General features: G+C 69.3%; 19 protein-coding genes. 11 read left to right on the top strand and 8 right to left on the bottom strand.

Annotated elements, in window-relative coordinates:
- Positions 1 to 6: 6 nt before the first annotated feature.
- The 3 genes from K8612_RS22125 (at position 7) to K8612_RS22115 (ending at position 4,458) form a co-directional block, all read left to right on the top strand.
- Positions 7 to 1,548 (top strand): ATP-binding protein, encoded by a 1,542-nt coding sequence (locus tag K8612_RS22125; protein WP_223763759.1) that lies wholly within the window; start codon positions 7 to 9, stop codon positions 1,546 to 1,548.
- A complete protein-coding gene (locus K8612_RS22120) occupies positions 1,545 to 2,936 on the top strand; it encodes a sigma-54 dependent transcriptional regulator (protein WP_223763758.1) in 1,392 nt (463 codons plus the stop codon). Before K8612_RS22125 ends, K8612_RS22120 begins: the two co-directional genes overlap by 4 nt.
- A 181-nt stretch (positions 2,937 to 3,117) precedes the next feature.
- Positions 3,118 to 4,458, top strand: coding sequence for an FAD-binding oxidoreductase (locus K8612_RS22115; RefSeq protein WP_223763757.1), 1,341 nt, complete (start codon positions 3,118 to 3,120; stop codon positions 4,456 to 4,458).
- Between the two features lie 17 nt (positions 4,459 to 4,475).
- Here the strand turns inward: K8612_RS22115 and K8612_RS22110 are convergent, their stop codons facing one another.
- From K8612_RS22110 to K8612_RS22100, 3 genes are all read right to left on the bottom strand, one after another.
- The gene (locus K8612_RS22110) at positions 4,476 to 5,867 is read right to left on the bottom strand and encodes a wax ester/triacylglycerol synthase family O-acyltransferase (RefSeq protein ID WP_223763756.1); all 1,392 of its coding nucleotides are present in this window, start codon (positions 5,865 to 5,867) and stop codon (positions 4,476 to 4,478) included.
- Positions 5,868 to 5,911: 44 nt separating this feature from the next.
- A complete protein-coding gene (locus K8612_RS22105; protein ID WP_223763755.1) occupies positions 5,912 to 6,715 on the bottom strand; it encodes a hypothetical protein in 804 nt (267 codons plus the stop codon).
- A 94-nt stretch (positions 6,716 to 6,809) separates the two neighbouring features.
- The gene (locus tag K8612_RS22100) at positions 6,810 to 7,805 is read right to left on the bottom strand and encodes a class I SAM-dependent methyltransferase (RefSeq protein WP_223763754.1); all 996 of its coding nucleotides are present in this window, start codon (positions 7,803 to 7,805) and stop codon (positions 6,810 to 6,812) included.
- Positions 7,806 to 8,256: 451 nt separating this feature from the next.
- Between K8612_RS22100 and K8612_RS22095 the strand changes: the two genes are divergently transcribed.
- The 3 genes from K8612_RS22095 (at position 8,257) to K8612_RS22085 (ending at position 10,958) form a co-directional block, all read left to right on the top strand.
- Positions 8,257 to 8,649, top strand: coding sequence for a hypothetical protein (locus K8612_RS22095; protein ID WP_223763753.1), 393 nt, complete (start codon positions 8,257 to 8,259; stop codon positions 8,647 to 8,649).
- Between the two features lie 89 nt (positions 8,650 to 8,738).
- Complete coding sequence (locus K8612_RS22090) at positions 8,739 to 10,118, top strand: hypothetical protein (protein WP_223763752.1); 1,380 nt, start codon at positions 8,739 to 8,741, stop codon at positions 10,116 to 10,118.
- A gap of 99 nt (positions 10,119 to 10,217) precedes the next feature.
- Complete coding sequence (locus K8612_RS22085; RefSeq protein ID WP_223763751.1) at positions 10,218 to 10,958, top strand: DUF5953 family protein; 741 nt, start codon at positions 10,218 to 10,220, stop codon at positions 10,956 to 10,958.
- A gap of 29 nt (positions 10,959 to 10,987) precedes the next feature.
- On the opposite strand, the gene K8612_RS22080 is transcribed toward K8612_RS22085, so the two are convergent.
- The 5 genes from K8612_RS22080 to K8612_RS22060 form a co-directional block, all read right to left on the bottom strand.
- Entirely contained in the window at positions 10,988 to 12,019 is a 1,032-nt protein-coding gene (locus tag K8612_RS22080) for a hypothetical protein (RefSeq protein WP_223763750.1), read from the bottom strand.
- Between the two features lie 1,651 nt (positions 12,020 to 13,670).
- Positions 13,671 to 13,952, bottom strand: coding sequence for a hypothetical protein (locus K8612_RS39620; protein ID WP_223763749.1), 282 nt, complete (start codon positions 13,950 to 13,952; stop codon positions 13,671 to 13,673).
- Positions 13,953 to 14,164: 212 nt separating this feature from the next.
- A complete protein-coding gene (locus K8612_RS22070) occupies positions 14,165 to 14,653 on the bottom strand; it encodes a serine/threonine protein kinase (protein ID WP_223763748.1) in 489 nt (162 codons plus the stop codon).
- Positions 14,654 to 14,666: 13 nt separating this feature from the next.
- Positions 14,667 to 15,596, bottom strand: a complete 930-nt coding sequence (locus K8612_RS22065; protein ID WP_223763747.1) for a DUF2381 family protein — start codon at positions 15,594 to 15,596, stop codon at positions 14,667 to 14,669.
- Between the two features lie 39 nt (positions 15,597 to 15,635).
- Positions 15,636 to 16,742, bottom strand: a complete 1,107-nt coding sequence (locus tag K8612_RS22060; RefSeq protein ID WP_223763746.1) for a site-2 protease family protein — start codon at positions 16,740 to 16,742, stop codon at positions 15,636 to 15,638.
- 218 nt (positions 16,743 to 16,960) lie between these two features.
- Between K8612_RS22060 and K8612_RS22055 the strand changes: the two genes are divergently transcribed.
- The 5 genes from K8612_RS22055 (at position 16,961) to K8612_RS22035 (ending at position 21,887) form a co-directional block, all read left to right on the top strand.
- Complete coding sequence (locus K8612_RS22055) at positions 16,961 to 18,523, top strand: acyl-CoA carboxylase subunit beta (RefSeq protein WP_223740637.1); 1,563 nt, start codon at positions 16,961 to 16,963, stop codon at positions 18,521 to 18,523.
- A gap of 121 nt (positions 18,524 to 18,644) precedes the next feature.
- Positions 18,645 to 19,259, top strand: a complete 615-nt coding sequence (locus K8612_RS22050; protein ID WP_223740638.1) for a hypothetical protein — start codon at positions 18,645 to 18,647, stop codon at positions 19,257 to 19,259.
- Positions 19,260 to 19,299: 40 nt separating this feature from the next.
- The gene (gene accC, locus K8612_RS22045) at positions 19,300 to 20,817 is read left to right on the top strand and encodes an acetyl-CoA carboxylase biotin carboxylase subunit (protein WP_223763745.1); all 1,518 of its coding nucleotides are present in this window, start codon (positions 19,300 to 19,302) and stop codon (positions 20,815 to 20,817) included.
- Between the two features lie 27 nt (positions 20,818 to 20,844).
- Complete coding sequence (locus K8612_RS39330) at positions 20,845 to 21,354, top strand: biotin/lipoyl-containing protein (protein WP_304503965.1); 510 nt, start codon at positions 20,845 to 20,847, stop codon at positions 21,352 to 21,354.
- 8 nt (positions 21,355 to 21,362) lie between these two features.
- On the top strand, positions 21,363 to 21,887 hold the full coding sequence (locus tag K8612_RS22035; RefSeq protein ID WP_223763744.1) for a YfbM family protein: 525 nt from the start codon (positions 21,363 to 21,365) through the stop codon (positions 21,885 to 21,887).

Genomic DNA, 21,887 nt, shown 5'->3' with positions numbered 1-21,887 from the left:
CGCGCGATGACGGGCGCCATGTGGCTCAGCCTGCTGGCGTGCGCGGGGCAGCTCGCGCTCGCCGGCATCGCGCTCGCCCGCGTGGGACGCAGCCCCCTCGCGCTGCCGCTGTCCCTGCTCTCCATCGCGCTGTCCACCTGGAACTTCTCCGCCTTCGGACTGGCGCGCTCGGGGGACACGGGCTGGCGGTTGATGGGCTTCGCCGCGGCGCTGATGACGCTGCCGTGCGCGGTGCACTTCATCCTCGCGTTCGTGGGCCGCCGCCGCCGCTCCGCCCGCGTGCTCTACGGCACCTACGCGGTGATGGGCGCGCTCGCGCTGACCATGCTCATCGCCATGGGCGTGCCCGCGCTGGAGGAGCGCATCAACACCTTCCGCTTCGGGCTCGCGGTCGCCGTGGGCGTCATCCCCATCCTCGCCACGGGCTTCGTGCTGCTCACGCGCCACCTGCGCCACGCCAGCGCGGAGGGCTCCCCGGACGAACGCGCGCGAGCGGGCCTGATGCTGCTGGGGCTCACGCTGCTCGTCGCGCTGCTGCTCACGGACCTGGCGGCGGACATGGCCCTGCCCGTGCCGAAGCTGGGCAACGTGGGCACGCTCCTGGGCCTGCCGGTGATGGCCACCGCGTCGCTGCGCTTCCAGCTCTTCGGCAAGGACGCGCGCGCCACGAACGCGGCCATGCACGCCGTCGTGCTCGCGCTGGTGGGCGTGCTCGCCTACCTCACGCTCTTCCGCGTCTTCGCCGCCGAGTCCGGCGCGCTCGTCGTGGGCACCACCGCCATCACCTTCTCGCTGCTGGCGGCGGCGCGGCGGGGCGTCACCGCCTTCGTCACCCAGCGCGAGCGCCTGGAGCAACTGGCCACGCTGGGCCGCTTCTCCGCGCAGATGGCGCACGACCTGAAGAACCCCATCGCCGCGCTCAAGGGCGCCGCGCAGTACCTGAAGGAGGAGCACGCGCGCGGCCACTCCTGGGACGCGCACGGGGACTTCCTGGACCTGCTGCTGGAGCAGGTGGAGCGCCTGGACCGCGTGGCGGGCACCTACCAGCGCCTCGCGCGAGTGGAGCCGCTGCGCCGGCCGCTGGACCTGAACCGGCTGGTGGAGGGCGTGCTGTCGCTCCAGGCCTTCGCGACGCCGGGCGCGGTGGAGCTGAAGAAGGAGCTCGCCCCCGACCTGCCCGCGTGCGCGGGCGACGAGGACCTGCTCGCCAACGCGCTGGAGAACCTGGTGCGCAACGCCTTCGAGGCCATGCCCGAAGGCGGCACCCTCACCGTGCGCACGCAGCGGGACGGCGACGCGGTGGTGGTGGAGGTGCGGGACACCGGCGCCGGCATGGACGCGCGCACGCGGGAGCGGGCCTTCGACGACTTCTTCACCACCAAGGCGACGGGCAGCGGCCTGGGGCTGGCCTTCGTGCGGCGCGTGGCGGAGGCGCACGGCGGCACCGCGTCCCTGACGAGCGGCGAGGGCCATGGCACCCTCCTGCGCCTGCGCCTGCCGGCGGCCCCCGCCTCCCAGGCCCCGCAATCCGAGGGAGAAGCCGCGTGAGCGACGCACTGAAGGGCCACGTCCTGGTGGTCGACGATGATCCCGCGCTGCTCAAGGTGCTGGGCGCGCTGCTCACCCAGGCGGGCCTCACGCCGCATCCGGCCTCCAGCGCGAAGGACGCCCTGGCCCTGCTCGCGCGCCGCCCCATCGACGTGGTGCTGAGCGACGTGCGCATGCCGGGCATGAGCGGCATGGAGCTGCTCGCGCAGGTGGGGCGCGGCTGGCCGGACGTGCCCGTGCTGCTGATGACGGCGCACGGCACGGTGCCGCTCGCGGTGGAGGCGATGAAGGCGGGCGCGGCGGACTTCGTGCTCAAGCCCTTCGACCGCGAGGAGCTCCTCTTCACGCTGAGGAAGGCCCTGCTCCACGCGAGCCGGGACCCGGAGCCCACTCGCGGCACCGGCAAGGCGCCGGACGGCCTGGACAGCCTGCTCATGGGCGCAAGCCACGCGATGACGCAGGTGAAGGCCCTGCTGGTGAAGGCCGCCCAGGGCACCGCCACGGTGCTGCTGCGCGGCGAGTCCGGCACGGGCAAGGAGCTGGCCGCGCGGGCCCTGCACGAGCACAGCCCCCGGCGCGCGGGGCCGTTCGTGAAGCTGCACTGCGCGGCGCTCCCGGACACGCTGCTGGAGAGCGAGCTGTTCGGCTACGAGAAGGGCGCCTTCACGGGCGCGGCCACGCGCAAGCCCGGACGCGTGGAGCTGGCGCACGGCGGCACGCTGTTCCTCGACGAGATTGGCGACGTGTCCCCCGCGGTGCAGGTGAAGCTGCTGCGCGTGCTCCAGGAGCGCGAGTTCGAACGGCTGGGCGGCACCCAGACGGTGAAGGTGGACGTGCGCTTCGTCGCGGCCACGCACCAGGCGCTGGAGGACGGCGTGCGCCGGGGCACCTTCCGCGAGGACCTCTTCTACCGGCTCAACGTGGTGCCCCTCTGGCTGCCCACGCTGCGCGAGCGCCCGGAGGACATCGCGCCGCTCGCCCGCCACTTCCTGGACGTGCACGCGAAGACCAACGGCCGGCCTCCCTTCACCCTGAGCGAGGACGGCCTGCGCGCGCTCCAGGCCCAGCCGTGGCCCGGCAACGTGCGCCAGTTGCAGAACTTCCTGGAGCGGCTGGTGGTGCTCTGCGACGGGCCCGTGCTCTCCGGCGAGGACGTGGCGCGCGAACTCTCCCGCCAGCCGGGGCTCGCGCCGCCGCCCGTCGCCGCGCCGCCGCCTCCGTCGCCGTCCGACTCCGTCACGCTGGAGTCACGGCGCAAGGACGTGGAGAAGGAGGCGCTGGCGGACGCGCTGAAGCGCTCGGGGGACAACCGCACGCTGGCGGCGCGGCTGCTCGGGGTGAGCCGGCGCACGCTCTACAACAAGCTGGAGGAGCACGGCCTGCTGTAGGGGTGCCGGGGGGCCGGCCCGCTGGAGCGCGGGCCGTGTTTTCACACCGCGCTTCCGTGTACGGACCTGACTTCCAGGTTTATGCTGCTTCGCGCTCGTACTCCCTGGACGCGGCACCGCAGCGCACCCGAGTCCCCCTCCCAGCCCCCAGGGGCTGGCTGACACGAAGGAGCAACGCCCCATGACCCAGACCCTCGCCGGCCGCGTGAGCGGCCCCGTCTACACCCCCAACGACGCGGGCTATGCCCCGGAGTGTGCCGGCTTCAACGTCGTGGTCACCCATTCGCCGCAGTACGTGGTGGCGGTGAAGTCCACGCAGGACGTGGTGGAGGCCATCCGCTTCGCCCGGGAGAACCACCTGCCCGTGTCGGTGCAGGCCACGGGGCACGGGACGGACGTGCCCATCACCTCCGGCGTGCTCCTCTCCACGAAGGCGATGAACCACGTGAGCATCGACCCGGCGACGCGCGTCGCCACCATCGGCGCGGGCGCGCGCTGGGAGCCGGTCGTCGCGGAGGCGGCGAAGCACGGCCTGGCGCCCATCGCCGGCTCGTCCCTGAACGTGGGCGTGGTGGGCTACCTGCTGGGCGGCGGCTTCGGGCCGCTGGTGCGCAGCCACGGCGTCAGCTCCGACTATGTCGTGGGCTACACGCTCGTCACCTGTGACGGGGAGACGGTGGAGGCGAGCGCGGAGAAGCACCCGGACCTGTTCTGGGGCCTGCGCGGCGGCAAGGGCGGCTTCGGCATCGTGACGGAGGTGAAGGTCCAACTGGTGGAGCTGCGCTCGCTCTACGCGGGCAGCCTCTTCTTCGAGGAGCAGCACATCGAGGCCGTGCTGCGCGGCTGGGTGAAGTGGACGTCGGAGGCGGACGCGCGCGTGTCCACGAGCATCGCCGTCATGCGCTTCCCGCCGTTCGACTTCATCCCGCCCCCGCTGCGCGGCCGCACGGTCATCAACCTGCGCTTCGCCTACCCGGGCTCCATGGAGGAGGGCGCGAAGCTGGCGGCGCCCCTGCGCGCGCTGGCGCCCCTCTACCTGGACATGCTGGGCGAGCTGCCCGCGACCCAGATGGCGCGCATCCACAATGATCCGGACCAGCCCAGCCCCGTGTGGACCAGCGGCATGATGCTCAGCCACGTGGACCAGGACCTGGTCACCACGCTGCTGCGCCACGTGGGCGCGGGCGCGCAGACGCCGTACTTCATGCTGGAGCTGCGGCACCTGGGCGGCGCGAGCCAGAAGGACGTGGCGGGCGGCTCGGCGGTGGGCGGCCGCAACGGCAACTTCCTCATCGGGCTGGTGGGCATGCACCCGCCGCTGTTCGAGGCGGTGCTGCCCGGCGCCACGGAGGGCCTGCGCGCGGAGCTGAAGTCGTGGCTGTCGCCGGAGATGGCCATCAACTTCATGGGCAAGGTCCGCGACGCGGCGCACTTCGACAGCGCCTGGCCGGACGCCATCCGCGCGAAGCTCAAGGAAGTGCGCGGCAAGTACGACCCGCACAAGCTCTTCGCCGCGAAGTAGCCGCCAGCGAAGGCCCTTCAGGGGGCCAGCGCCGCCAGCGCGTCCAGTTCGTCCTGGAACGCGGCGACGAGGGCCCCCGGGTCGGGCACGCGGGACGCGTCCGAGGCCACGCCCACGGTCACCCGCCCCGAGTAGCTGAAGAGGCTGACCCCCAGGCCCACGTGGCCGGCCTGGGGGACCCAGAACGTGAGCCCCTCCAGCCGGCTGCCCGCGAGCGACACCGGCTGGCGCGGCCCGGGCACGTTGGTGGCGACGAGCGACGCCTTGGTGCCCATCACGTCCACGACGGCGCGCTCCAGCGCCGCGGGCGTGCGCCCCAGCAGCTCCAGCACGCCGAACGTCACCACGGCCTCCGGAGAGCGCTTGAGCTGCTCCATCCGCTTCGCCACCTCGCGCAAGCGGCGGCGCGGCTCCGCCAGGTGCACGGGCAGCCGCAGGAACACGACGCCAAAGCGGTTGCCCAGCTCGCGAGGCACCGGCACGTCCAGGGGCCGCAGGTTCACCGGCACCAGCGCGTGCACGTCCTCCGGCGGGGCGCCGCGCGCGTCCAGGTAGCGCCGCAGCGCGCCCGTCACCACCGTGAGCAGCACGTCGTTCACCGTGCCGCCCAGGGTCCGGCCCACGGCCTTCACCCGCTCCAGCTCGATGGGCTCCGACCACGCGGCGAGCTTCCGGGGGCCCAGCGGCCCACGCAACGGAGAGCGGGGATCCGGCGGCAGCACCAGCAGCTTGCCCAGGGCCGCCGCACCCCTCGCGCCCTCGCGCACCAGATCGCCCGCGAGGATGGGCTCGCGCACCAGCTCCGCGCCCTTGCGCAGCGCGGAGCGGGCACCCCGGGCCAGCCGCAGCCAGCCCGGAGCGCCCGGCGGCCGCTCCGGTCCGGACGGAGTGACTTCACTCCCCTCCTCCAGCTCCACCGCGCGCGGCCCGGGCGCCCCGGGTACCTCCACCGGATCCGTGAGGGACAGCAGCACCCGCGCGAGCGCGATGCCATCCGCGATGCAGTGGTGCAGCCGCGCGAGCAGCACGTCCCCGCCCGGCGCGCCCCGCACCAGGTGGAGGTGCCACAGCGGACGGGAGCGCTCCAGCGGCACGCCCAGCCAGTCCCCGACGAGCGCCTCCAGCCCCGCGTGTCCCGCGGACTCCGGCACGCGCAGCGTGGACAGGTGCGCGTCCGGGTCGAAGTCCGGCGCGTCCTCCCAGTGCGGCGCGCCCAGCGGCCCGGGCACCACCCGCTGCCGGAAGCGCGGGTAGCGCTCCACCAGCCGCTCGCGCACCACCGCGCGCAGGCGCTCCAGGTCCATGGCGCCGTCGAACCACAGCACCGCGGTGATCATCATCAGGTTCGCGGGCTCCTCCATCTGGAGCCACGCCGCGTCCATGCTCGCCATCCGCTCGCGGCCTGCCATGGCGTCCTTCTCACCCGTGCGCCCCGGTGGGGGCAAGGTCCTCCTCAAGGCTTGGGCGGCGGCTCCGGCGCCTCCTGCTTCTCCCGTTCGAACTGGAACGTCTGCCGCGTGGCGCCCGGCACGGTGAGGACGAGCGAGTCCTTCTCCTCGAAGGCGTACGTGAACTCCCCGCCCTTGAACTTCCCCTGGGACAGGGGCACCACGCGCTGCTTGCCGCACACCGGGCCCACCGCCTGACCGTCCTGCGTGCGCAGCGCCAGGTGCTTCTTGTCCTTCACCTCCACCCGGCCCCACGCGCGCACGTCCAGCGTGCTGCCGCGCCCGAGCGTCGCGTCATCCAGCTTCGTGCGCAGCACGAAGCAGCCCTCCGGCGTCACCTGCAGCGCCCGCGCGTAGTCGGACCGGGGCTGCACGTCGATGCGCTCCTCCTGTCCCTGGTCCGTGTCCGGGATGCTCGCCGCGGACAGCACCCACGTGCCCACCAGCTCCCTGGGGACCGCCGTGCCCTTCGGGGCCTTGTCGCCCTCGCACGGGTTCGTCACCAGCTTCTCCGGGCTCTTGGGCGCGGGCTCGAAGGACCGCTCGCAGGTGAGGCCGCACGACTTCGCCGCGCACGCCGAGTCATCCGGCGCGCAGGCCGCCTTGCTGGTGCAGGCCTTCAGCCGCTTGAGCGCGTCCTCGCACCCCTCGCGCATGCACTTGTCGACGCACTCCGCGTCGATGCACTCCGCCACGCAGACCCAGTTGGTGCGGCCACACACGCCCGCCACGGTGCGCGGAGCCTGGGCCGCCGCGGGCAGCGCGGCGGCGGACATGAGGAGCGGGACGAGGAGCCGGAGCGGTCGCATGCGCCCTGCAAGCTAGGCAGTGCGCCCACCCGCGGCGACACCCGGAGACAGGAAGGCTGTCCACCGGGCATCACTCCAGGCTCCGGCACTGCCGTCAGGTGAACTGCCACCGCCAGGTGCGCGGGTCGGACGGATTGGGCAGCTCCAGCTCGAAGTCCAGCGTGTCGTAGCGGCTGAACTCGCGAGGCTCCACGCGCAGGAGCGTCATCGCCGTGGTGTTGCGCTCGCGCATGGGGGACACGTCGAAGGCCAGCTCCGCGTCGAAGGCGACCTTGTAGAACAGGCAGAAGCCGTCCACCCGCCCGTCCTCCTCCACCGGCCGCTGGATGCGCACGCGCGAGGGCAGCCCCTCCGCGCGCATCGTCTCCAGGTCGAACCCGAACGCGGGCTCCGGCTCGCACAGCAGGTGGTCCACCTCGTACGAGCGCACCAGCCGCGTGAAGTACGACGGGCTCATCGCCTCGCGCAGCGACTGGAGGCAGCGGAAGTCCACGTGCGGCAGGTGCTGCGTCCAGATGAACGGGACACACGCCTCCTCGCGGAGCTGCACGGGCTCCACGTAGACCTCGAAGCGGTTGGGGAGGATGCGGCCGCCGGGCTTGAGCAGGCGCGAGCGCAAGTCCAGCATCCGGGGCACGAGCCCCGCGTCGAGCAGCGCATCTCCCAGCAGCTCATGCAGCAGCACGTCCGCCTTCTCCTGCGGCTGGAAGTGCCAGGTGGGCTCGCGCACGAAGTCGATGCGCTCCAGGCCGTTGCGGCGGGCCACCCACTGCGTGGTGTCCAGCAGCCGCGAGTCATCCACCGCGTACAGCTTGCGCGGGTGCTGGTGCGCGGCGAGGAAGGTGCGCAGGCCGGTGCCGGCCTTCACGTCCACCACCACCTGGTTGGGGCGCACGTAGCGCTCCACCGCGCGGCGCCACGTCTCCACGCGTTGCGGATCCGCCAGCACCGAGTCCTGCGGTGACGGACTGGACAGGGCCAGGCTGTTGGGCGAGTGCCGTCGGTGCAAGTGGGACACGAGCGGCAGGTGGCTGAGGCGCGAGCGCAAATCCATCAATGCCTGACGCGGCAGGTCGAGCAGGTTCGACATGGTGGCTTCCCCCCGGAAGGCCGTGAGGGTCCCGACAAAGACGCGGTCGACCACCCCGTCCCCCGGAACCGGACTCCGAACGATGCGGTAGAGCGAGGGTCCAACCCAATCCGTCCCGGGGGCCGCCCACTGTCCCCACGTGAACACCCGCCTCCGCACCGGGGGCCGAATCCACTCACGGCGCCTCGCGACAATCCCTCAAAGCAGGAAGGCACCGGGCTCCCGGTGACCTCTCGCCGGCGAACCGGAGACGTCGCCGGCGAGAGGCTTTCCCCCTGCACGGGAGCGTCCGCGAATGACAGTCCAAGCATCCCTCCGGGTGGGCAAGAAAGCAGGTGGAGTGCGTTTTTTCTGGAAAGCCGCCCATCCGCGAACCCTGGTCATCGAGGGGGAGAAGGCTGCGGGTCACTTCCGAGGATGGACCCAGGTCTCGTTGGAAGAGGGGGCACGGATGACGCGAGCGATGGCATCGCGGACGCAGGGCGGGCGGGAGCCGGCGGAGAACGTCGAAGGCGAGGCGCGGTGGGAGGCGCAGCCATGGCGGCTCCAGTTGCAGGACGCGCGGGCGCATGAGCACCGGGTGGCGCGGCCGGTGCTCGTCGCGGCGCTGCTGGCGGAGGGCTTCACGGCGGAGGCGGAGGTGGCGGGGTTCGCGGGGGCGCTGGAGGACCGGGCGTCGCTGAGCATCGGGCAGGTGCTGCGGTTCGTGGACAGCCTGCGGGTGCGCCTGGCGTTGGCGCGCACGGACGACGAGGTGTTGCAGTTGGCCTACCTGCGCCGCCACGCGGAGGAGCTGGCGGAGCGGATGATTGACTGGGCCAACACGGGGCGCCTGCCGGCGTAGGGCAGGCGGGGCGCCGCGCGGACGTTGGTGGTGGGCGTCCCCGGTGGGAGTGCCTTGACAGGGGCGGTGGGGCGCTTTCAGGTGGGGGCATGCTCGCCCTCGCACTCGCCGCCACGCTGGCGGCCGCACCCGCGCCTCGCGTCGCCGCCTCCACGGTGACGGTCCTCCACGCTCCGCAGTTGGACAAGCTCCAGGGGTTGAACGCGTTCCTGACGCGGGCCGGGGCGTCCTCGCAGATGCTGAACCCGGAGGCCTGGCGCGGCGAGCTGCACCCCATCCTCCAGCTCGACCTGGGGAAGCCGGAGTTGATGGAGGCACAGGGCATCGACGTGACGGGGCCGCTGACGGTGTCCATGCGGCAGGACGGCCGCATCGCGTGCACGCGGGTGAAGGACGCGAAGGTGTTCCAGGAAGCGACGGCGAACGTGCTCGCGCGCAACGGCGACGTGAAGGCGGGCACGGTGAAGGGCGTGACGACGCTGCGAGCCCCCAGCGCCACGGGCGGCTTCGGGGGCTACGTCATCAAGGGCCAGGAGGCCTGCGCCTTCCTGAGCACGGATTCAGACGACGCGCTCCGCAAGGAGGCCGCGAAGCTGGTGGCGCAGAAGGCGCCGGCCTCGGACGCGAGGATGGCCACGGTGCCGGGGGTGCTGTTCGTGTCCACGAAGGACGGCGTGCTGGCGCTGGACGGCACGGCGACGGGGCTGAAGGTGGAGGGCACGGCGGCGAAGCTGCCCCTGCCGCCCTTCCTGGCCAGGGGCACGAGTCCCTACGGCGCCATGGCCCCCGCGGGCCTGCTCTTCGCAAGGGCGCAGGTGGCGCCGACGGGCGTCGCGCAGGCGGTGGAGTCGGTGGCGGACGCGGTGCGGACGGTGTGTCCCGCGTGCCCGGCGGCGGACGTGAAGGCGGTGACGGACGCGCTGGCGAAGCAACTGACGGGGCAGGTGTTGTTCGGGGTGGACTCGGTGGCGGTGCGGGGGTCGCTGCGCAAGCCGGAGGTGCGCTTCTTCGCGGCGAAGCAGGCGCTGGCGGCGGAGGTGACGGACGCGGCGGCGGTGAAGGCGGCGTTGGCGCCGCTGGCGAAGTTCCCGGGAGCGAAGGCGCTGGAGGACGGCTACGCGATGGAGGCGAAGGGCGGCAGCGTCTACGTGCGGCTCAAGGGCAAGCAGTTGGTGTTCGGCAACGACTCCACGGTGACGCAGGCGATGCTCGCGGCGCTGCCGGAGAAGGGCGGGCCGCTGAAGCGCGCGGTGGAGTTCACGTTGGATCCAAAGAAGCTGGCCAGGGGCCTGTCCCAGGTGTCGCTGATGGACGTGATGGGCGACGAGCGCCTGGCCGCGTTCTTCGGAGCGAGCACGGAGCTGGGCCCCCTGCTCGCGAAGAGCGACAGCATCACCGGCTGGCTGGACAGCGCCCCCAACGGCGCGCACCGGTTCCAGATGAACTGGTCTCTGCCGGAGAAGAACTGAAGGAAGGTGACTGTTCAGCAGGTGATGGGGTTACTGCGCGAGCGCAACCTCGCTCGTGCATGTGTTGCAGGGATGGCGATGCGGCGGAATGACCTGGTCATGACGGCCTACGCGCCCGCGCTCGTAGGCAATGACAGCCGCCCTCTTGCCGTCGTCCACGGCATGGAGCGCGCGCTCCCCGGCCTGCGCTTGGACTGGGCGATCTCCCCCGAAGGGAACCCATACCCCCTGCCCCAACGGGACGCGTGGGTCCTCGGTGGCAGGCCGGATGGGCCGGGGTTCACTCTCATCTGCAATGGCCCCGATGACAGTGAACTCGTGACGGTCTACGGACTGGAGATCTCAGCGGATTCCGGGCCGGGAGGCCAACCGTTGTTCGACGTCCACGCGGAGATGCCGATGAATGCCGTCCACCTCACGGCGGCAGGAGATCTGCTGGAAGGCATCGCGGAAGGCGCCCGCGCGTTCTGGGGTCACGCGACGCCTTTTCCCGCAGTCGTGGAGATCGCGCGTCAGACCAAGAATCAGGCAGCGAATCCGAAGCCTCCGCCTCGCGGGCTGCCGGCACTCAAGCTCGCAAGGGAAATCCCCTCGCCCGAGTGTCCACATCGCCTGGGCTGGCTGAACTACTGGTCGGCCGCTACCGCGCGCCACATCGGGTTCCCTGACCCGGCACGCGACGCGGAGCTGCTGTCACGAGCCCGGCGCACCGCGACGGGTGGATGGATTGTGCGACTCACCGAGCAGCCACTCGATCTCGACGACCCCACCCATCTCGAAACGCTCCTGCGAACCTATGAGCGCTTCCCGGCAATCGGCGGGCGCACCGCTTCCAGATGAACGGGGCTCTGCCGGAGAAGAACTGAACCCTACGACTCGCGGATCATGACCGTGTGGGAGAGCTGGCCCTTGGTGCACGTCCACACCACCTTGTTCGCCTTCTCGATGCTGCTGGACTGGTGCGCCTGCACCCGCAGGTCCACCAGGCGGTAGTTCAGGATGTCGCCCAGCGCGTCGGTGTTGCGCTCCAGCGACTCCGCGAAGTCCGGCTCCGTCGCGGCCATGACCTCCGCCAGTTGCAGGAACTCCTGGCGGAAGGACTCCTGGAACTCGGCGGAGGTCACGTTCTCGTCCGAGACCTCATCCTCCTTCGCCGCATACACGCTGGTGAAGCAGATGCTCCAGAGCGGCATCGGCTCCGTCGAGTCCAGGTTGCTCCAGAACGCGTAGCCGCGGGCGTACCGGTTGCGTGCCAGCTCCTCCGCCTGCCTGAGCCTGAACTTGCGCAACTGGCTCTGCTCCAGGTTGGCCTTCAGGTGCCCGGAGTCCCCGATGCTGACCGGGGTGAAGTTCGCCTTGAGGGTGAAGTCCGGGAGCTTCTTGCGCAGCAGCCGGGCCAACTGCCCGGCCATGCTGTCCCCGACGTCGCTGTCCCCGGTGACGCGGTCGGCGTAGTCGGTCTTGGGCCTCGCGGCGAAGCAGACGCACAGGGAGAGGGACCATTGGATCCACTGTCCCTGGAGGGCGGAGGTGATGCGCTGGATGTGCTCGGCGATGTGCTCGTTCGCCACGCCAAGCACCGTGCCGCTCGCGCCGCCCTGGACGATGCCGCGGTTCTCGTTGAACTGACCGTGGCCCGCGATGAGGATCTTCACGTGGCTGGTGCGGAAGTTCGAAAGCCGCCCCTTGATGAACTGGACGGCATCGTGGAGCGCCTTGAGGGGCTGCCGCATGTCACAGACGAAGCCCACCGCCTCCGTGGCCCTGTACGCGTTGAAGTACTTGGTTCCATGGGCGGCCCGGGCCTTCGCCGTCACGTACCCCTTCAGGTGGGGCGTCATGACACTGGAGAGCTGGGTCTCCAGCGCCGAGTAATCCAGAACGATGTACGCGTCCTTCATGGGCGCCCAGGTTACCGGAACGCCCCCTACGCCGTCCGCGCCCGGGGCCACCCCGTCCGGACCGCTGACACTCCGCCTACATGCCCAACAGCTTGCTGCTCTCGCCCGCAGTGCCGCACGTCACAGTATCCGTGAGTGGATACATAGGCCGCGCCATGCATCCACCTTGCACCACTCGACACAAAATCCAAAAGCCGCGCCCAAGCATTGCCACAAAAACGTCAACGCCCACTCCAGCCTCCCCCACTAGCCCGGCGCCAAGACACTGTCACGTACGCCCTCCACAAAGGAACCATCCCTACATGGCTAGCACTCGCCCCAACAAAAATCCTACCACTTCGAGCCCCCCCATCCACAAGGTCACCAACAAAAGCAGACACCTTCTCCCTATCCAACTCCCACTCCTGCCAGTGGACAGCGCCATCACAAGGAATGGAAAGCAACCCAAAGAACCCCCTTCCCTTCCCTCCAAAAACCGAAACACTCAAGCTCTGAGACAACATCCACGCAGGCGCATAAACCGGATATTGATCCCCCACTACAAGTGGCGCAGTGGAACAGCGAGCCTCGGCATGAACCAGCATCTCAGTCTCATCATCAACTGGAATCAGCGCCGGGCAATACCCACCACTTGCCCAAGCCCCCTTTCGAAAGTTTACTTGGAAATTAGCTAGCACCCTTGTTCCTTCCGGCTCAGGGGGCTTTCCCATACTGGCAGCCTTAGCGAGAGAAATTCCATCTGGGCATCCAGGCGGGAAATACATCCTCGCAACAGATGAAATCGCTGACGCAACAAGATAATCCTCTCCGTCCCATTCGCCCGCCCCATCAACCGGAGTCGACACCACATCCTCACTGCTCAAGGAACCGATCGATGTTGAGCCTGAGCCCCCCTCATCTTCAGCGTCATTTCGAACTCCCTCATCACTCAAATATCGCCCTTCTCTTCCAACGCCACTCCGACCTATCGGGTCTACTGGCCCGAAGCTCCCACGCAACTCATCCCGCCGAAACTGCCTCTCATATGAATCCGCATAAGCATTCCCACCACTCACGCCATAAGCATCGGAACGTTTTGCATTCTCCTCCCCCCTAACCACCTGCCTAACAATCAGGGGCGGATTGTACATATAAACCAAAGCAAACACGGCAAGTGCTCCTCCTGCCCTAACAACCCTCCCGACTCGAACATTGAGAAACCCCGGGATACAACTAGCAATCCCAGCAGCCGAAAGCGCAGACAGGACCCGAAAGATAAAAAAAGCGTCCATCCTGTGGATCAAGCGGAGCATCCTGAAACGCCGCATACGCCAAGAGAAAACACATGGCGACACCAAAAACAAAAACGGCGGGCCGCTCCCAGTGAACCCTTGCCCTTTTGACTCCAGTCATCCTCTTAGCCACAAACTCCTCCGGCTTCGTGAAGCCTCTAGTAGAGCATCCCTCTCTCCCAGCTCAAACCGGCCACCAACGCCCACTTTGCGCACCAAATGATAGCACTAGCATGGCCGAGCGGATGGACAGCGCCCCGACTGCGCGCACCGACTCCAGATGAACTGGTCGAGGCCGAAGGTGAACTGAAATGACAACGGCCCGCTCCGGGATTTCCCCAGGGCGAACCGTCGTATTCCCGAAGCAATCCAGTCGCTCCTTACGCACCAACTCCACCTGCATGCCCAACAGCTTGTGGCTCTCCCCCTTCGTGCCGAACATCGCTTCGTCCGAGAGCGGGCCCATGGGACACGCTATGCCGTTCACTTTGCACAAGTAGCGCACCTTGCACAGGGGCCTCCTCGCCGCGCAGCCGGATGCCGACGAAGGACTCCAGGCGCCGTGACTCGCCCTGCGTTCCGAGCGGCGTGCCCTCGGGCAGCCACCCCGAATTACCCAGACCCTGCAGGTGGCACTGGTACTCCAGTTGCACGACCTTCATGGGGCGCTTCAAGTGGAACTCGAACTGCCTGATGCGCTTGGGCTGAGCAAGAAGCAAAGCCACGTGGCCCGGCTTGAACTCTGGTTGCCGATGTCCTCGCTGGCGTCGACGCCAACATCCTTCCAACCAGCACTCTTCATGGGGCTTCCTTGTGGGAAACACCCATCTCGACACAGCCAGCGCGGACCTATTCCCTCGGAGCGCGCCGTCCGCTACCGGAACGCATCCACGACGTAGGCCGCCGCGGTGGAGCCTTCGAGGATGGCTGTCCCAGGCTTCGAGTCCGGGCTCTTCCGCATCTGGTCCTGGCTGAGCCGGGCCACGGCGCAGATGGGGAACTTCTCACTGTCCGGAGGATGGGCTTCGTAGTACCGGATGACGACCTGCGGACCGCTCGTCCAGACCTGCCCATACAAACGGGTCGTTGCCTCCAGCGTGCCGAAGTCATCCTCCAAGATGCTTTCAATCGGGCCGTCGTAGAGCGTGGGACGCCGTGAGCCAATCTGGTTCGCGTCCAGCTCCACCAACTGCGCGTCCCCCACACGCAACTTCAAGGCACGCATCGTCCGCCTGGCTTCCTCCGAGCACTCCTGCGGACCGGGAGTTCCATCGGGGCGCAGCAACACCCCGCTGCTCGTACATCCAGAAGACGCAGCAAGCAGGACGAAGGTGCCGAGCAGCAGGGCCTGTGTCGTGGGCATGTGGGCGACTTTTCTACTGCCGAACGAGTGCATGTTCCATCGCCACGGCGACCTGGAGGAGCCCATCCCCACGGAAGATTTGAAGGGCCAGATCCGCCAACTGACCACCCTCCACTTCGAAGGAACTCCTGTCCACGACGACGGCGATCCTCCCTGACTGGCCAGGGACGATGACTGGCCGCTCCATGCGCAACGCGAACGGGCGCTCCGTGGGAGAGAGTTCACGGGTCACGGAGGCCGCTTCGAACCGCCACGGCTCCTGGAGGACGGTGTTCCGCAACGTCACCACGGCGGCTGCCTTGCCGGGGCCCTTGAAGAGCTCGACCACCATGTCCATGTCCTCGTGCCTCAAGCGGAAGACCCGCTTGCGCCGGAACGGCGTCTTCTCCACCTCTCCGTTGGAGAGAAGCGTCGCGTAGGCATGGTCGATGGAGTTCTCCTCCTTCTTGAACCGCTCGTTCTCCTCACGCAGCTCACGCTCTCTGTTGAGCGCGTCATACAGCCCTGAAAGCACCGCGTTGTAGCTGCCACGGTCCTTGAACACATTGACCTGGTAGTCGATCCACCCCCAGTCCTCTCGACGCTTCGGCCTCACGAGGAACGTCAACTCCGTCCCATCCACCAGCGTCACAAGGAGAGGCAACGCTTCGCCCTCATCCAGGTCGCGCAGCGGCTCGACCACCACCTTCTTGCTTCCAACGAGCAGCGGTTCGAACCGCCCCTCCCAGGCCAGAAGCCGTGTCTTCGCGGGCACGACGTCCTGCTCGAAGCGCAGCACGCTCGCCACCTGCGCGGAGACGTAGATGGACGGCGCTTCCTGCCCGGGATGGGCCGGAACCTGGAGCGTCCGGATCCTGAGCTTTTCTTCAAGCTCTCGGGCCAACGCCGGAAACGCCAACAAGCCGAGCAGCAGGCCGCACTTGAGCGACAGCGAAGAGGACATGGCACCCCCACTTACCAGGGTGGATGCCTCCCATCCAACCTACGCCGTCCGCTCCCGGGGCCACCCCGTCCGGGACCGGTTCTTCTCCGCCTCCTCCTCGCGCGCCAGCCCCCGCTGGATGTCATTCCAGTCCAGCGTCCCCGCGAGCAATCCCTCTTCATCCACCACCGACGCCATGGGCACGCGCGCCTCCGCCATCCTGCGCAGCGCCGTCCACCCGTCCTCGCGCAGGTCCGCCACCACCCCGTCCTCCATCGCATCGCGCACCACGTAGCCCGCGCGCTGCGCCTCCGGCACCGCCTGCACCGCCGCCCACGTCACCCGCCCCACCGGCCGCCCCGCGCTCGTCACCGGCAACGCGTTCACGTGCTCGTGCCGCATCGCCCAGTGCGCGTCCTGCATGGACAGGTCCAGGTCCACGCCCACCATCCGGGGCGTCATCAGCGCCTCCACCTTCACGCGCTCCAGCAGCGCCTTCATCCGCACCTGCCGCGACTCCCCCTCCGCCCCCATCAACACGAAGAACGCCACCACCAGCGTGAACGGGTTCAGCGTCGCCAGCCCCCAAACGCCGAACAGCACCGCGAACACCCGCCCCAGCCCCGCCGCCACCTTCGTCGCCCGCACCATCCCCAACCTCGGCGTCAGCGCCGCGCGCACGATGCGCCCCCCGTCCATGGGGAACGCCGGCAACAGGTTGAAGCCCCCCAGCACCGCGTTGAGCATCGCCAGCGTGAAGAGCGCGAACTGCACCTGGAACAGCCCCAGGCCGTGCATCACCCACGTCAGCGCGCCCAGGAACGCCGCCAGCCCCAGGCTCGTCAGCGGCCCCACCAGCGCCATCACCGCCTCGTCCCGGGGGCGCTTGGGCACCTCCGCCAGCTCCGACACGCCTCCGACAATCATCAGCGTGATGCCGTGCACCTCGCCGCCATGCCGCAGCGCATAGAGGGTGTGCGCCATCTCGTGCAGCAGCACCGACACGAACAGCCCCACCGCCACCGCCAGCCCCCACGCCCACGGGTGCCCGCCCAGCGCGCCCGGCGGCACGTCCGCCGTCTCCGCCGCCTGCTGGAGCGCCCCGCCGAACGACAGCGCCAGGATGGGCAGCGCTATCAACAGGGAGACATGGACCCGGATGGGCACCCCCCGGAAAGAGCCCACCTGCAGTGCTCCCGGCCTCGAACGCATCGCCCACCTCCCTGCCCGCCTCCCGGCCCCGGAGCCCAGGAGACGCGGTGTCGGAAATCCTGAACTTCCGTCCCGTCCCCGCCCCATGCACGGGGGGCCCGGCCGTCCGCCCACCCCACCAGAGGCAAGGGAAGCGCTGCCAGCGCCCGCCAATCGTGTTAGAGCGGCCCCCCATGGCCACGACCCCCGAGAACGATCCCTTGCGCGCACGGCTCCAGCAGATGGAGCAGCAGGCCGAGCAGGGCGGCGGCGCCGACCGCATCGCCAAGCAGCACGAGGCCGGCAAGCTCACGGCCCGCGAGCGCATCGACCTGCTCCTCGACCCCGGCTCCTTCAGCGAGCTGGACAAGTTCGTCACCCACCGCAGCCACGACTTCGGCATGGGCGACAAGAAGATCCTGGGCGACGGCGTCGTCACCGGCTACGGCACCGTGGAGGGCCGGCAGGTGTTCGTCTTCGCCCAGGACTTCACCGTCTTCGGCGGCTCGCTCTCCGGCGCCTACGCCCAGAAGATCTGCAAGATCATGGACCTGGCCACCCGCGTGGGCGCGCCCGTCATCGGACTCAACGACTCCGGCGGCGCGCGCATCCAGGAAGGCGTGGAGTCCCTGGCCGGCTACGCGGACATCTTCCTGCGCAACACGCTGGCGTCCGGCGTCGTCCCCCAGATTTCGCTCATCCTGGGGCCGTGCGCGGGCGGCGCGGTGTACTCGCCCGCCATCACGGACTTCATCATGATGGTGAAGGACACGTCGTACATGTTCATCACCGGCCCGGACGTCATCAAGACGGTGACGCACGAAGAGGTCTCCAAGGAGTCCCTGGGCGGCGCGCTCACGCACAACCAGAAGTCCGGCGTGGCCCACTTCGCCGCGGAGAACGAGCAGGCCGCCATCGCCATGACGCGCGAGCTGCTCTCGTACCTGCCCTCCAACAACCAGGAGGACCCGCCCGCGCAGCCGTGTGACGACGACCCGTTCCGCGCCGAGGAGTCGCTCAAGTCCATCGTCCCGGCGAACCCGAACAAGCCCTACGACATCAAGGAGATCATCCGCGCCATCGTGGACTCCAAGCACTTCTTCGAGGTGCAGGAGCACTTCGCGAAGAACATCGTCGTCGGCTTCGCGCGCATGAACGGCAAGAGCGTGGGCATCGTCGCCAACCAGCCCGCGGTGCTCGCCGGCTGCCTGGACATCGACGCCAGCGTGAAGGCCGCGCGCTTCGTGCGCTTCTGCGACTGCTTCAACATCCCCCTGCTCACCCTGGTGGACGTGCCCGGCTTCCTCCCCGGCACCGACCAGGAGTGGGGCGGCATCATCACCCACGGCGCCAAGCTGCTCTACGCGTACGCGGAAGCCACCGTCCCGAAAATCACCCTCATCACCCGCAAGGCCTACGGCGGCGCGTACGACGTCATGGCGTCCAAGCACATCCGCGCGGACATCAACTACGCCTACCCCACCGCCGAAATCGCCGTGATGGGCCCGGAGGGCGCGGTGAACATCATCTTCCGCAACGAGCTGCTCAAGGCCCAGGACGCCAACGCCGAGCGCAAGAAGCTCACGGACGACTACCGCGAGAAGTTCGCCAACCCGTTCAAGGCGGCGGAGCTGGGCTACATCGACGAGGTCATCCGTCCGGAGGAGACCCGCGCCAAGGTCATCCGCGCGCTGGAGATGCTCAAGGACAAGCGGCAGGAGAACCCGCCGCGCAAGCACGGCAACATCCCGCTGTAGGAGAAGTCCCGGACCCGCGCCCGCACGCCCCCGCCGCCTGGGGGGCAGGCGGGCGTGGAGACTTCCGGAAATTCTCAGGTAACGCCGGGGCTTTCACGGGGCCACTCAAGGAGCCCCCCCCGTGTCCCAGCAGCGCCGACTCGTTCTCTTCCTCTCCGACGTCGAAGGAAACCTCACCGCCCTGCGTCAGACGCTCAAGGGCGTGTGCGAGGGGCTCGACCTCCCGTGTCCTGAAGTGAAGTGGGTGGAACCCCGTCCGGAGTCGCTGGCCGACACCGGCTGGCACGTGGCGGAGATTCCCCTCGTCTCCGGCAAGACGTCCGGCAAGGTCTCCTCCCCCGAGGAGCATGTGGACGCCATGACGCAGGCGCTCTCCCGGGACTTCCGCGACCGCTCCATGGGCATGTACGTGGACCGGGAGCACAGCTACGCGCGCGTCTGCATGGCCGCCCCCAGCCGCCCGCCCCGCGCCATGGAGGGCGAGTACCTGGACGTCCTGCGCCAGGCCGCGCGCTGGCTGGACGTGGAGACGACGGCCCTGGCCCGGCTCTTCAGCGGGAATGCCGCGCGCAACCTGCTGGCGGCCGCGGTGGACTTCGGGCCGGACGGCAAGGCCGTGGAGGCCCCCTCCCACCCCGCCCCGCCCCCGGAGCCGGACGAGGACGACCGCTTCGTCGAGGCGAAGCTGGCCCAGGCGAAGCTGCTGATGGATGAGTACCTGAACCTGCGCAAGTAGAGGCGGGCAATCCCGGGCGCCCCATGGTAGACGGGCGCCCATGCCCAAGATCCGCAAAGTGCTCGTCGCCAACCGCGGCGAGATCGCCATCCGGGTGATGCGCACCTGCAAGGACCTCGGCATCGCCACGGTGGCGGTGTACTCCGAAGCAGACCGCTCCGCGCTGCACGTGCGCACCGCCGACCAGGCCTACTTCGTCGGCCCCCCGCCCTCGCGCGAGAGCTACCTCGTGCAGGAGCGCATCCTGGAGGTCGCGAAGCAGTCCGGCGCGGACGCCATCCACCCCGGCTACGGCTTCCTGTCGGAGAACGCGTCCTTCGTGCGCGCCTGCGAGAAGGCCGGCATCACCTTCATCGGTCCGCCGGCCGCCGCCATGGACGCCATGGGCGAGAAGACCCGCGCCCGCGCCAACATGATCAAGGCCGGCGTGCCCGTCGTCCCCGGCACCACGGAGCCCATCGGCACCATCGAGGAGGCCCGCGAGTACGCCCAGGGCATCGGCTTCCCCATCATGCTCAAGGCCGCCGGCGGCGGCGGTGGCAAGGGCATGCGCCGCGTGGAGGGCCTGGCGGACTTCGACTCCGCGTGGCGCTCCGCCAAGAGCGAGGCGCTCAACGCCTTCGGCAACGACGCGGTCTACATCGAGAAGTACCTGGAGAAGCCGCACCACGTGGAGATCCAGGTCTTCGCCGACCAGTACGGCAACACCATCCACCTGAACGAGCGCGAGTGCTCCGCGCAGCGCCGCCACCAGAAGGTGGTGGAGGAGACGCCCAGCCCCATCCTCACGCCGGAGCTGCGCGCGAAGATGGGCGAGGTCGCGGTGAAGGCGGCCAAGGCCGTCAACTACGTGGGCGCCGGGACGGTGGAGTTCCTGGTGGACGTGCACCGCAACTTCTACTTCCTGGAGATGAACACCCGCCTCCAGGTGGAGCACCCCGTCACGGAGTGGGTCACCGGCCTGGACCTGGTGGCCATGCAGATCCGCGCCGCGGAAGGCGAGAAGCTGCCCCTCTTCGAGGCCCCCGCGCCGCGCGGCCACGCGATTGAAGTGCGCGTGTACGCGGAGGACCCGGCGCGCAACTTCATGCCCAGCCCGGGCAGGATCCACGCGCTGCGCGTGCCGAGCGGCCCGAACGTGCGCGACGACTCCGGCGTGTACGCCGGCTTCACGGTGCCCAACTACTACGACCCCATGATTTCGAAGCTGTCCGTGTGGGGCGCCACGCGCGAGGAGGCCATCGCGCGGGCGAAGCGCGCGCTGTCCGAGTACGTGGTGAAGGGCATCACCACCAACATCCGCTACCTGCACGGCATCCTGTCCCACCCGGAGTTCGTGGGCGGGGATTACGACACCAGCTTCCTCACCCGCCATCACACGGCGCTGCTGGGCGAGGAGGACCCCAAGCTCAGCGAGGTGGCGCTGCTCGCGAGCACGCTGCACGCCTTCCAGCGCGACCAGAAGCGCGCCAAGACGCTGCCCTCGCGCGCCGGTGGCGGTGACACCCCTGGCCGTATCAGCCCGTGGCGTCTGGCGTTGAAGAGCCGCCGCCGCTGACCCTCCTCCCGCAAGGACCTTTCCTCCATGCGTTACTTCACGAAGCAGCAGGGCCAGAAGGAAGCGGTGCCGGTGGACCTGGAGTCGCTGGGCCAGGACCGCTACCGGCTCACGGTGAACGGCAAGACGTTCCAGGTGGACGCGCTGTCCGTGGAAGCGGGCACGCTGTCGCTCCTGGTGGACGGCCAGTCGTACAACGTCGAGTTCGAGGAGAACGGCGACGAGATCGGCACGCTGGTGCGCGGGCAGGTGAACCGCACCGACGTGGCGGATGAGCGCAAGCTGCGCATGCGCGCGGCCGCCAGCAGCTTCTCCGTGGAGGGCCGTCAGGTCGTCCTCGCGCCCATGCCCGGCAAGGTGGTGAAGGTGCTGGTCAAGGTCGGGGAGGAAGTGAAGGAGGGCCAGGGGCTCGTGGTCGTGGAGGCCATGAAGATGGAGAACGAGCTCAAGAGCCCCAAGGCCGGCAAGGTCACGGAGGTGTTCGCCAAGGAGGGCACCGCCGTGGAGAACAACGCCAAGCTCGTCGTCGTGGAGTAGCCCGCCCCATGGAGATGCTCTGCACGCTGCGCAGCACCACCGAGCCGCAGCGCCAGGCCCTGTTCAAGGCGCCAAAGGCGCTGGAGCCCTTCCTGGAGGACGAGGAGGACTTCGGCGACGCGAAGGGCGCGGCGTTCCTGGAGCTGGACATCGGCGAGGCGTGGCACGGCCTCCAGTACCTGCTCACCGGCACCGCGTGGGAGGGCAGGCCGCCCCTGGACTTCCTGGTGCGCGGCGGCGAGGACGTGGGCGACATCCCGTCGGATGAGGGCACCGCGCGCGTGTTCGACGCGCCTTCCGTGAAGGCGCTGGCGGAGGCGCTGAAGCAGGTCCCCGTGGAGGCCCTGCGCCAGCGCTTCGACCCCGCGAAGCTCCAGGCGGAGGACATCTACCCCGGCACCTGGGACGAGGAGGAGGAGCTGGAGGAGGACGTGGATCCGCTGGAGGAGCTGCTCTCCTACTTCGTGGAGCTCCAGAAGTTCACCGCCGCGGTGGCGAAGCGCGGCCTGTGCCTGCTGGTGCACATCGGCTGA

It is taken from the genome of Corallococcus sp. AS-1-6 (assembly GCF_020037015.1).
Lineage (GTDB): Bacteria > Myxococcota > Myxococcia > Myxococcales > Myxococcaceae > Corallococcus.
This window is presented reverse-complemented; position numbering and strand designations above follow the sequence as displayed.

Bases quoted from the DNA above. Each gene is read 5' to 3' on its own strand.
- K8612_RS39330 (WP_304503965.1), top strand. From the start codon at position 20,845: ATGCGTTACTTCACGAAGCAGCAGGGCCAGAAGGAAGCGGTGCCGGTG.
- K8612_RS22110 (WP_223763756.1), bottom strand. From the start codon at position 5,867: ATGGCAGGCCGCGAGCGGATGGCGAGCATGGACGCGGCGTGGCTCCAG.
- K8612_RS39620 (WP_223763749.1), bottom strand. From the start codon at position 13,952: ATGAAGGTCGTGCAACTGGAGTACCAGTGCCACCTGCAGGGTCTGGGT.
- K8612_RS22080 (WP_223763750.1), bottom strand. From the start codon at position 12,019: ATGAAGGACGCGTACATCGTTCTGGATTACTCGGCGCTGGAGACCCAG.
- K8612_RS22065 (WP_223763747.1), bottom strand. From the start codon at position 15,596: ATGTCCTCTTCGCTGTCGCTCAAGTGCGGCCTGCTGCTCGGCTTGTTG.
- K8612_RS22105 (WP_223763755.1), bottom strand. From the start codon at position 6,715: ATGCGACCGCTCCGGCTCCTCGTCCCGCTCCTCATGTCCGCCGCCGCG.
- K8612_RS22115 (WP_223763757.1), top strand. From the start codon at position 3,118: ATGACCCAGACCCTCGCCGGCCGCGTGAGCGGCCCCGTCTACACCCCC.
- K8612_RS22090 (WP_223763752.1), top strand. From the start codon at position 8,739: ATGCTCGCCCTCGCACTCGCCGCCACGCTGGCGGCCGCACCCGCGCCT.
- K8612_RS22070 (WP_223763748.1), bottom strand. From the start codon at position 14,653: ATGCCCACGACACAGGCCCTGCTGCTCGGCACCTTCGTCCTGCTTGCT.
- K8612_RS22055 (WP_223740637.1), top strand. From the start codon at position 16,961: ATGGCCACGACCCCCGAGAACGATCCCTTGCGCGCACGGCTCCAGCAG.
- K8612_RS22125 (WP_223763759.1), top strand. From the start codon at position 7: ATGACGGGCGCCATGTGGCTCAGCCTGCTGGCGTGCGCGGGGCAGCTC.
- accC (WP_223763745.1), top strand. From the start codon at position 19,300: ATGCCCAAGATCCGCAAAGTGCTCGTCGCCAACCGCGGCGAGATCGCC.
- K8612_RS22095 (WP_223763753.1), top strand. From the start codon at position 8,257: ATGACGCGAGCGATGGCATCGCGGACGCAGGGCGGGCGGGAGCCGGCG.
- K8612_RS22100 (WP_223763754.1), bottom strand. From the start codon at position 7,805: ATGTCGAACCTGCTCGACCTGCCGCGTCAGGCATTGATGGATTTGCGC.
- K8612_RS22085 (WP_223763751.1), top strand. From the start codon at position 10,218: ATGACGGCCTACGCGCCCGCGCTCGTAGGCAATGACAGCCGCCCTCTT.
- K8612_RS22035 (WP_223763744.1), top strand. From the start codon at position 21,363: ATGGAGATGCTCTGCACGCTGCGCAGCACCACCGAGCCGCAGCGCCAG.